Source organism: Phaeodactylibacter sp. (genome assembly GCF_040219495.1).
In the GTDB taxonomy this organism is placed as follows: Bacteria; Bacteroidota; Bacteroidia; order Chitinophagales; family Saprospiraceae; genus Phaeodactylibacter.
The window spans coordinates 41,554-49,058 of record NZ_JAVJSK010000119.1; the positions used below are offsets into that span (position 1 = coordinate 41,554).

Consider the following 7,505-nt stretch of genomic DNA (forward strand, 5'->3'; position numbering starts at 1 on the left):
ATGATAGGTTATAAGTAATTGATTGTCAAGCTGCTATCTTGTGATGGGGGAGTGTGTAGGTAGGTGTATGAAATGGGGGGGATGTTCGTATATATCCTAGTTCGCTTCCACCAGAAAAATAAAAAACAATCAAAAAAATGACTCCAATTGGGAGAAGTCCAAAATCAGGAAGTTGGTAGCAACAAGTAAGAAATGAAAGAACTCATTCTATTCATATTAGTCATACTGTTCGTATTGGGAATTGTTTTTGGATCGATGCAGTATCTTGAAGACAGCATTCCGAATTATATAATTTTTATCTTGTTGTGTTCGATAATTGGCTACTTTGGCGGGATTGGAATAGATTGGTTTTTTGAGAAAATTAGTCATTTAATTGATGACAAGCCGATTAAAATAAATTTATCTCATCTTCTTTCAATAGTAAGTCTTGTCATCGCTGTATTTTTTAGTTACCACTCTTGGAAGCTAACGTATGAAAATCAATTAGATGAACAAGCCCTTAGAATTAAAAAATGGGAAGAAAAAAACAATCTGATGAAAGAACAAAACTTAGATTTTAAAAAATTACAAATTAAGAACAATTGTGATGGGAAGGTACTTTTGGTGTTTAGATTTAAAGACTTAGAAAATAAATGGATTACAAGAGGGTGGTTTCATATCAAGGGAGGTGAAAATGCAAATTTTGATAAATTTACTTTTTTCAATGAAATGTATATTTATGGAAAAATCGCCGACCAAGAAAAGTGGGGATTTAATTTCAAAAGATTCTGTATAGGAAATGGAATAGAAAATGACAGGAAGGATTTTACTGTTGTTAATGAAAGATTTTTACACATTGATAGCTTTAAATTATATGGTTCAGGAAGGAGATTAAAGACTTTTAATTTAGTTAAATCTCTCAATGAAGAATATCGTGTAGAAGTGAATTGTAATTGCTAAAAGTAAAACTATGTACAGAAGCCTGATGCAAAATCTAAATATTGGACTTTTATTTTAATATAAAAATTACGACCTAAAATGAGATGCTAAAAATCAGGTAGTTGCTCTGTTTTTAAGGCGAAATAGAAAAAGGAATTTTTCTCCGTAGAAACGATAAAAAATTAAAAAATCAGTCTTTGGTTTCGGCAAATGAAAAAGAAAAAGAAGGCGAAAAGCGAACAAAGCATAGCTGTCCATAGCCATTAAAAAATGGCTACGGCAGCTATGCGAGACGTTGTGCAACATTTCGAAATAAACTCAGTTAGATGACAAAAATTGAAGAAGAATTAGGAGAACAAGTACGTAGAGACTTTAAGTCTGTAAGATATTTCCCGTTTAATAATGACTCTGGTGCACCATTTATCTTAACTTCTGATCCATTTAGTTACCTGCAGGCTTGGCTTGATAATAAAATAAGTCGAATAAAACGTGATAGAAGGAAACAAAAAGGCTTGCTAGTAAAAGCAAAATATTTCGCTGAATTGTCCGAAGGTTTTCATAATTCATCGAAACAAGCTAAAATGCCTTCAAAAGGTACATTGATTTACTACACCTTTATCAACCTAGTAAAATCATTTCTTTTAGTTCGAGGATACGATTTGGAAACTAAAATGGAGCACCACGGTCTCTCACTTCCATCCGACAAAAAACTTGAGCTTAAATTAATTAGTATTGGAGGTGATGGAATTTCAATATTCCACGAATTCGCTAAAACAATAGGAGTCGAAATTAATAATGGAGATGGGTTGAGTATCAAATTTGATGAAATACTAAGAGAGCTACCAGAAGTTCATGAAATTGGATACGCATTAAACCTATTTCCCAAAACCAAAAGAAAGCATTTACCTATAGATGTAACAATAAGAACCAACAAAAACAGAAATCGTATATATTATACTATAGCTTACGAAAAGAAGTTTGATAAAATCATGAAAACGGACAAGCTCTTAAAAGGTGTTTCCAGAGAAAAAATATATCCAATAGATTGTGATTCAGATAGTGGCAAAAAGTATTTTCGTTCAAAATTGATATTTAATTATACTTGTAATTCCGACATCAGTCATCGTCGAGCATATAAAAGGATTTGTAATGATATTGCGCCTTTAAGAATAAATCAAATGATTACTAGAAGTGGATACAGAAATTATTTAAATTTAGAACCAAGTCGAATGCATAGATTGTCTGCGACACTAGCATTTGGTTATTATATCGGGACCGTTGCAAGATATAGACCTACTCTGAACGAAGAAATATTAAAAGGTAAATACCAAGCCTTAATACAAGAAGCGGTAAGTTCTTGTCCGAGTCAGTTCTTTTATCTTTTAGTAAGTCATATAACAAATCAAATATGTGCAATACCCATGGCAAAAATTGAATAAAAAACGTTGCACAACAATGGCTACATGCCATGCCGGTAAAAATCTTCGAGAGGAAAATAGAGATGGGAAACCCGCGCAGGCATCAAAAGTCAGGCTGCGCCATCATCGCCTTTTGTTGCCTGCGCTCGCATTTATGAAATGAGACGAAAATGGTAAATTTAGAGTCCGGCACAGCACGTAGCCGGGCCGTTGCCTACAAGTAAAAGAAAAAAAACAAAATGAACCGACAAGCCTTCATAAATGAAATTATCAAATACTCTTCAAGATTTACTGAAGAAGTTAAACAGTATAATTCTATTGGGCTTTATGATATAAACATTCATGCTGAAAATTTCTTGATTCCAGTTTTAAATAAAACTTTAGATTTAGAATTGGAGAATCTCAACATCAGCAATCAAAAGAATTTTCCTTCAATTGATTTGGCAGATTTTAAGAATAGAGTTGGTATTCAAATATCTTCTACCTCCACAACCCAGAAAGTGACTGATACTTTGGATAAATTTGTAAAACATTCTCTGTATGAATACTTTGATGTTGTTTACATATTCTTTATATCTGACAAGCAAAAAACGTATCCTGCCGATAAGATTAATAAGGTAGCAAGCCCACATTTACAATTTGATTCTAAAGAACATATTCTTGATAATTCTGATTTAGTGAAAAGGCTAAGCAACCTTTCCCTTGAAAAGTTAAAATATTTAGCAAGAATTTACAAACATGAGTTTTCCGATATTCAGATAGAATCAAGGGAAAAGCAATTCAAGTCAGGATATTTAGAAAGTGAGAATGAAAAACTATACAGTAATCTTTTGAAAATTAAAGTTCCGCAAAAATTATATTCAGCAGATTTGTACTTGGATGAAGAATTGATTATAAATAGAATGAATATTTATAGGGAAAGTAAAGGTTGGAGTTCGCTAAAAAGCATAAAAGATAAAGGTAAACTACTCAATAATGAGTTGATGTACCAAAAAATATATTTGAAAGATTGGGTACTTAGAAGTGGAAGGTTATACACATTTAGAAATCTTCATGATAATAATGAACCATTCAGTCGAGTCATAGATAAAGGAACAATCGAAGAATACGACAGCAATGAATATTACGAGGAGAATGAAGATTACTTGAGAATATTTAAAAACCTTCTTAGAAATACATTAATTCAAGACTGTTTTTACAAAGGACTTGAATGGGTGCATAAAAAGAAAATTTTAAGGTTTAAGATTGACCCAAATAACAGGGGAGCTAAAAAAGTGATGTGGGTAGCCAAAAATAAGGCTACGAAAACAGTAATATTTGAGATGATAAACAAAAAAGAGAATCATCTTATTTGCTATAAGCATTTAGCCTTTAAGCCAAGTTTTGAATTATTAAATAAAACTTGGTATTTAGTGATTAACTCTACATGGAGTTTTACTAATCCAGGAGGGAAAAGGCAAAGTAGATTTGAGGAAACCTATTTATCAGGAATTAAGCGTTTAGAAAGTAACAAATCCATCTACTACTTCTATAGATTTTGGAGCTATTATTTACGGTATGAAGACTTATTTTCTCATAAAGGTAAAATCTTAAAACTTGAAGAGTTTAAACCTCTTTCATTCATGCCAAAATTAAATGACGAAAAATGGCTACCTGTTAGAGAGGAAAAGGAATTGAGTGAGGATGATATTTTAACAGAAGATACTGAATTATCACAAAAACTATTCGATTGATTTCAACAAAATTTATAGACGAACCTTCTTTACAATTTGGTAAAGACCAACATATTTGCCCTCGGCAAGGGATATACTCATTTAATCCTTACGACATTGACCTTTCTACCAGACCCGATAAAATTAAGATTGGGATAATTGGTAAATCTGATAGTGTTGAGCAAATACTTGAATGGATAGAAGATTGTCAAAGTCATATTGAAGGCAAAACAAGTAAAAATCCTCATCCAAACCTTTTTATGAATTTTTGCGGATTTAATAAAGAGTTAGGTTTTAAATCTGAGATTATTTATGACGATAGCTACATACGAAATATTAACAACTCTGATTTTTTGGACATAATAAAAAATTGCAAAAGTCTTGCAGAAAGAATTAAGTTGATAGCAGAACTATATCTGACGGAAATAAAGTATTTAGCAAACAACAGAAAGCCTGATGTAATTCTATGCGTTTTAAGCGATAATTTTTTGACATCAATTAAGGGGGATGATAATGTAGAAAATGTAGATGATGAAGATATAGAAAAAGACCCGTATGAGGATAAGGAAGAATCAAGTTATCTTGAACAGAACTTTAGAAGGTATTTGAAAGCCAAGGCAATGAGATATAAAATCCCTATCCAATTAATGAGGGACAAAATTTCAAAACCTAATTCTTCAATGCAAGACCCTGCCACCATTGCATGGAATTTTTTCACGGCAATTTATTACAAAGCATCAGGTACACCTTGGGCATTAATAAGAAAAGATTTTTCAGAAACAACTTGTTATGCTGGAGTAAGCTTTTTTCAGAGTAGAGATAGGAAAAGCATCCAAACCAGCATAGCCCAAATATTTAATGAATTAGGAAACGGTGTAATTCTTAGGGGTGAAGAAGTAAGAACTAATAAGAGAGATAGAGTACCTCATCTTTCTGAAGAACAAGCATTTCAATTACTATCTTTATCTCTTAAGGAATATTATGATACCGTAAAAATCTTCCCCAAAAGGTTGGTTCTACATAAAACATCAAACTTTAGTCCTGACGAAATTTATGGATTCAAACAAGCAGCAAAAAAATCAAATATTTATCAAATCGATTTAGTGACAATTCAACCGAGTCCAATAAGATTGTATAGGACTGGACAATATCCTCCATTAAGAGGAACTCAAATGAGATTGGCGGAAGATAGGCACTTATTATATACTCGTGGTTCTGTTCCACATTATGAAACCTATACTGGGATGTATATTCCAAGTCCAATTGAAGTTCGCTTATTCGAATATGATGAATCACCCGATTTGATTTGTGAGGAAATAATTGGTTTGACAAAAATGAATTGGAACAATACTCAATTTGATAGGAAATTCCCAATAACTATCGAATGTGCAAGAAACGTTGGGGATATATTAAAATATTTAGAACCCGAAGACCCAATGGAATTGAAATATAGTTTTTATATGTAAAAAAAGAAGTCGAGTAGAGCAGGGAACTGACTGCTCAGTTCCCCACCCTCTCACAGAACCGTGCTTGAACCTCTCGACTCACACGGCTCTTCAAGACTAGAAGTGCTTAGGGGGTATAGCCATATTTCCAATGCTCGAACAGATTAGGGAAGTCGCGAGCGATTTCCTTTAGTTGCTGCCAAGCTTGATATTTACGCCTTCGGAATGACTTGTACTTGTTGGTGATCCAACGCACCAGACGAGTGTTCAATGCCGAAAATACCTCTCGTAAAGCTGATGGATAGAATGGAGAGAAATACCTGATCCAGCCGCGCAATTTGGGGGCGAGAGATTGAGCGATTTGCTCCAAATCAGATCCCGTTGCTCGGTGGATTTTGTACTTCATTATCTGATTGCGAATATGGCGGGCGGCTTTCGTGCTGATTGCTGCACAATAGCCCCACCACATATTGACTTTGCCGTCTTTCACCTCGTAGATTCTACGGGGTTGGAAGCCAAAGCTCAAAAAATCGAATTGGGTTTGTTTATACTTACCACGTCGATTATTCTGTTTGCAATACACGATTTTGGTTTTCCGGGAATGAAGCTCCAGGCCACAGGCATTCATCCGCTCTTTAATCCGATTGAGGATATAGCGAGCTTGTTTCTCATTGTTACAATGCACAATGATGTCGTCGGCGTATCGTTCCCATCGGATGCTGCCGTATTCCGTATCTGCGTAGTGTTTACGCATCCATGCGTCAAAGACTACATGAAGGAACATATTGGCAAGCAACGGGCTTATCACCCCTCCTTGTGGCGTACCTTTAGTGCGTTCTATTTGCCGACCATCGGGCATGACCATCGGACATTTGAGCCATCTTTCCACATACATCAGTATCCACTTTTCTGAGGTGTAGTGCCGCAGCACTTCCATCATTAAGTCGTGGTCGATGTTGTCGAAAAAGCCTTTGATGTCCATGTCTATAACCCAACGATATTGTCGACTGCGTTCTTCACACTTGGCAACCGCTTGATGGGCAGATTTGCCCGGACGATACCCATAGCTGCCTTCATCAAAAACCTGTTCCATTATCGGTTCTAAAACCGACTTAACTACCTGCTGTGCGGTGCGATCCGATACCGTCGGAATGCCCAGTAAGCGGTAGCTTCCATCTTTCTTGGGTATTTCCACTCCCCGTACGGCTTGAGGAAAATAGCTGCCCGATGCCATGCGATTCCATAGCTTGTAAAGGTTGGAAGGCTTGGATGTATCGAAGTCAGATAAGGTCTGCTTGTCTACTCCGGCCGCTCCTCGATTGGCCTTCACTTTTCGGTATGCTTGTGCTACACCCTCCAGTTTTATGGGTTGTGTTTTGCCCCTTAATTCTTCTGCTTCAAATAGATTCATCTTCCCGAATATGGTTGTGAATAATTCGTTACTAAAAGTCCTGTCAGCTCCTTCGCTCTTTCCCAATTTCTGGGGACTTCATCACTACTACGGGCTGATCCGCCCCTGTCTGAAAACTGCCATCATGAGCCTTTGGTCAGCTAAAAAAAAACTGAATGGGTACGACTGTTTCGCTTGTCCAGCCCACGCTCATTTAGATGGATGACTTTCCTGAACCAGACAGGTTCTCCTGTTCCAATTACAAGCCCACTGGTAATTCCTGCCGTCTTAATGCCGCACGCCGCACAGTCCAGATTATCAAGTTTAACTGTCTATACTCATCGGGAGCAGACGACACTCCTCCCTTTTGACGTGATCGTTCCAGCGCTGAAATAAAATCAGGCTGGGTTAGTTTCGACACTTCATCAAGCGGTTCACTTTCGTTCAGCTCTTACCAGCACACCGCTCACAGACGCTCAGCACCAACTCTTGAAAAGTAAGCACCTCCATGAGGGTTTGATAGGTTTGCTTGATTCAACCCCTACCGATGGGGCATTTTGACATGGCTTAAATCGAAGCCACCTTAAAATTCCATCATCTTGTAATTAGCATTGTTTCTTCA

5 protein-coding genes are annotated in these 7,505 nt (G+C 36.1%); 4 read left to right on the forward strand and 1 reads right to left on the reverse strand.

All coding sequences use genetic code 11. The features are described 5' to 3' along the window. Window positions 1-192 precede the first annotated feature (192 nt). The 4 genes from RIC19_RS18710 to RIC19_RS18725 all read left to right on the forward strand — a co-directional run bounded on the left by RIC19_RS18710 (window position 193) and on the right by RIC19_RS18725 (window position 5,514). On the forward strand, window positions 193-939 hold the full coding sequence (locus tag RIC19_RS18710; protein WP_350179883.1) for a hypothetical protein: 747 nt from the start codon (window positions 193-195) through the stop codon (window positions 937-939). A 305-nt stretch (window positions 940-1,244) separates the two neighbouring features. Further along, window positions 1,245-2,357 carry a YaaC family protein gene (locus RIC19_RS18715; protein ID WP_350179884.1) on the forward strand — a complete coding sequence of 371 codons (1,113 nt, stop codon included), beginning with the start codon at window positions 1,245-1,247 and terminating at the stop codon, window positions 2,355-2,357. Between the two features lie 218 nt (window positions 2,358-2,575). Continuing rightward, window positions 2,576-4,069 (forward strand): SMEK domain-containing protein, encoded by a 1,494-nt coding sequence (locus RIC19_RS18720; protein ID WP_350179885.1) that lies wholly within the window; start codon window positions 2,576-2,578, stop codon window positions 4,067-4,069. Next, the gene (locus tag RIC19_RS18725) at window positions 4,066-5,514 is read left to right on the forward strand and encodes an argonaute/piwi family protein (RefSeq protein WP_350179886.1); all 1,449 of its coding nucleotides are present in this window, start codon (window positions 4,066-4,068) and stop codon (window positions 5,512-5,514) included. Before RIC19_RS18720 ends, RIC19_RS18725 begins: the two co-directional genes overlap by 4 nt. 106 nt (window positions 5,515-5,620) lie before the next feature. Here RIC19_RS18725 and ltrA read toward each other — a convergent pair whose 3' ends face one another. Continuing rightward, entirely contained in the window at window positions 5,621-6,904 is a 1,284-nt protein-coding gene (ltrA, locus tag RIC19_RS18730) for a group II intron reverse transcriptase/maturase (protein ID WP_350179887.1), read from the reverse strand. Window positions 6,905-7,505: the final 601 nt, after the last annotated feature.

Bases quoted from the DNA above. Each gene is read 5' to 3' on its own strand.
- RIC19_RS18710 (WP_350179883.1), top strand. From the start codon at position 193: ATGAAAGAACTCATTCTATTCATATTAGTCATACTGTTCGTATTGGGA.
- ltrA (WP_350179887.1), bottom strand. From the start codon at position 6,904: ATGAATCTATTTGAAGCAGAAGAATTAAGGGGCAAAACACAACCCATA.
- RIC19_RS18720 (WP_350179885.1), top strand. From the start codon at position 2,576: ATGAACCGACAAGCCTTCATAAATGAAATTATCAAATACTCTTCAAGA.
- RIC19_RS18715 (WP_350179884.1), top strand. From the start codon at position 1,245: ATGACAAAAATTGAAGAAGAATTAGGAGAACAAGTACGTAGAGACTTT.